Annotated in this window: 2 protein-coding genes; both read left to right on the top strand. The window is 71.1% G+C overall.

The window, feature by feature from the left end; all coding sequences use genetic code 11:
* Window positions 1-121: 121 nt before the first annotated feature.
* Window positions 122-1,375, top strand: a complete 1,254-nt coding sequence (locus ACWF94_RS38445; RefSeq protein ID WP_453499605.1) for an SPFH domain-containing protein — start codon at window positions 122-124, stop codon at window positions 1,373-1,375.
* A 283-nt stretch (window positions 1,376-1,658) separates the two neighbouring features.
* Window positions 1,659-2,249: a lytic polysaccharide monooxygenase auxiliary activity family 9 protein gene (locus ACWF94_RS38440; protein WP_453499603.1), complete on the top strand. Its 591-nt coding sequence runs from the start codon at window positions 1,659-1,661 to the stop codon at window positions 2,247-2,249.
* Window positions 2,250-2,546: the final 297 nt, after the last annotated feature.

Here is a 2,546-nt window from a genome sequence, read left to right as displayed (position 1 = left end):
CCTCAGGGGCGGCGCCGACGGCGGGGGCGTTGGGGGGCCCTGAGTGACGGCGGGGCGGAACGGGCGGGACCAGTCGAACGGAACGAACCAGCGGAACGAACCAGCGGAGGCGGGAGCAGCCATGAACACCACGACCTCGGAGCCGGAGGGCGGCGGCTCGTCGCCCGACGCCGCCCGGCACACACCTCTCATCGCCCCGGAGGCGACCACCGAGATCCCGGTGCACCTCCTCTTCCGTGACGACTTCCCCGGCGACTTTCCCGGCGACCTGTCCGGCGGCACCCCCGGTGGTATCTCCGGCGGCGTGCCCGGCGGCCTCCCCGGTGCCGGCTCACCGCCGGTCGCTCTGCGGCCCGCCGTGGTGGCCCGTCGGCTGGGCACGGGCGAGCAGCCCAGGGTGGGCCGCGGGCCGGTGCCGTCACGTCCCGCCGCCGGAGCCGTCCAGCCGCCGCGGCGGCCCGCCCCGCCCGTCGACCCGGAACTCGCCGAGCGGCCCGGGGCGGTGCTGCCCGGCTGGACCGGGCTGGTCGCGGGGGCGTGCGCGCTCGCCGGGACGGGCGCGGTGCTGTGGGGGGCCGGGGCGATCCCGGCGATGGTGACGCGGGTGCTCCGGCTGCCCTCGTATCCGTACCACGGCATCGGTCTCGGGCTGTGGTGCATGGTCGCGCTGGGAGTGGTCCTCGCGCTCTTCGCCCTCGGCGGGATCGGGCGCGGGCAGACGGGATACGTCTGGGTGCTCACGCTCTTCGGGGAGTACCGGGGGAGTGTGCGGCGTACGGGACTGCTGTGGATGAGCCCGCTGCTGCTGAGACGGCGGGTCGACGTACGGCTGCGGCACTGGCGCAGCGAGCCGATGCCCGCCGTCGACGCGCACGGCACCGCGCTGCGGGTGGTCGTCCTGGTGGTGTGGCGGGTGCGGGACACGGCGCGCGCGGTGCTGGGGGTGGAGGACCACGAGGAGTATCTCGGCGAGCAGGTGGAGTCGGTGCTGGCGCGGGTGTTCTCGCAGTTGCCCGCCGACACCTTCCACGAGACCGCGCCGACCCTGCGCAACGCCGAGGCGGTGGGCGAGGCGCTCACCCGGATGCTTCTCGCGGAGTGCGCGCCCGTCGGGATCGAGGTCTTCTCGGCGCAGCCGGTGGGGATCGAGTATGCGCCAGAGGTGGCCGCGGCGATGCAGCGGCGGCGGATCGCGGCGATCGACGCCAGGCACCGGGACAGTGTGCTCACCTCGGTGGTGGACGCGGTGGACGACACCGTGACCCGGCTGACCGCGCGCGGCCTGGTGGAACTCGACGACTACGAGCGCAAGGCTCTGGTCAAGGACCTGACGGTCGCGTTCTACGCGAGTCGCTCGGGCGCGGCGGAGAGCTAGCCGAACCGGGCCGGAAGACCGGGTTCCGAGGGGTGGGGAACGACGGCTCCCGGAAGCTGGAATATCTGCTTCCGGGCCACGCGCACCTCTGCTTCCCTGTCAAGGGAAGGTTGGTTATTGGTCTGGACATGATGAAGTTCGGTCAATACATTGGGTGTTGGTCTAGACCTAAAAGAGGCGCGGAAGGGGCGCTTCCACCCCACACGTCCTACCAGACGCTCAGGTAAACACGCACGCGTGCAGCAAGGCTCACTGAACTCCCCCACGTTCCCTGGAGCGAAGCATGCGCAAAAAGATCTCCGCCGCTGCCGTCGGTCTCCTCGTGACCGGCGCCACGGTGCTCGCCACCGGCAGCGCCAGCAGCCATGGCTACACCGATTCCCCCCTCACGAGCCGTCAGAAGCACTGTGCCAACCGCACGGTCCAGAACTGCGGCAACATCCAGTGGGAGCCGCAGAGCGTCGAGGGGCCCAAGGGCTTCCCGGCCGCCGGCCCCGCGGACGGCACCCTCTGCTCGGGCGGGAACGGCCAGTTCTCGCAACTGGACGACCCGCGTGGTGGCGCGTGGCCCACGACCAGTGTGTCGTCGGGCCAGAACCAGACCTTCACCTGGCGCTTCACCGCCCGGCACCGCACCAGCGACTTCAAGTACTTCATCACCAAGCAGGGCTGGAACCCCAGCCAGAAGCTGACCAGGTCGGCGCTGGAGTCGCAGCCGTTCCTGACCGTGCCGTACGGAGGCAAGCAGCCGCCGGAGACGCTCTCCCACTCCGGTAACCTGCCGTCCCGCTCGGGCCAGCACGTGATCCTCGCGGTCTGGTCGGTGTACGACACGGGTAACGCGTTCTACGCCTGCTCCGACGTCAAGTTCTGACGTCGAGTTCCGACGCCAGATTCTGACGTCGAGTTCCGACGCCAGATTCTGACGTCGAGTTCTGACGCCAGATTCTGACGCAGGCCCGGTTACCCGCGCGGCGGCAGGCAGTCGCGGACACACGGAATCGCGGACACACGGAAAGCACGCGGAACCCGTACAACGCCAGTGGGCTGACCACCGGGTGGGGCAGCGGGACCTGAGCCGGGTCCTCCGCCCCACCCGGCGGCAGCCGACGCCGCCGCACACGCCAGTGCTCCCCGCGGACATCGTGCCGCGGGGAGCACTGGCGCGTAC

The organism is Streptomyces sp. NPDC055078, from assembly GCF_053607985.1.
Note: the sequence above shows the minus strand (reverse complement) of the source record. Positions and strands in the feature narration are given on the sequence as shown.

What these genes read in the sequence shown, in the direction of transcription:
- ACWF94_RS38440 (WP_453499603.1), top strand. Translation starts at nt 1,659, where the DNA reads ATGCGCAAAAAGATCTCCGCCGCTGCCGTCGGTCTCCTCGTGACCGGC.
- ACWF94_RS38445 (WP_453499605.1), top strand. Translation starts at nt 122, where the DNA reads ATGAACACCACGACCTCGGAGCCGGAGGGCGGCGGCTCGTCGCCCGAC.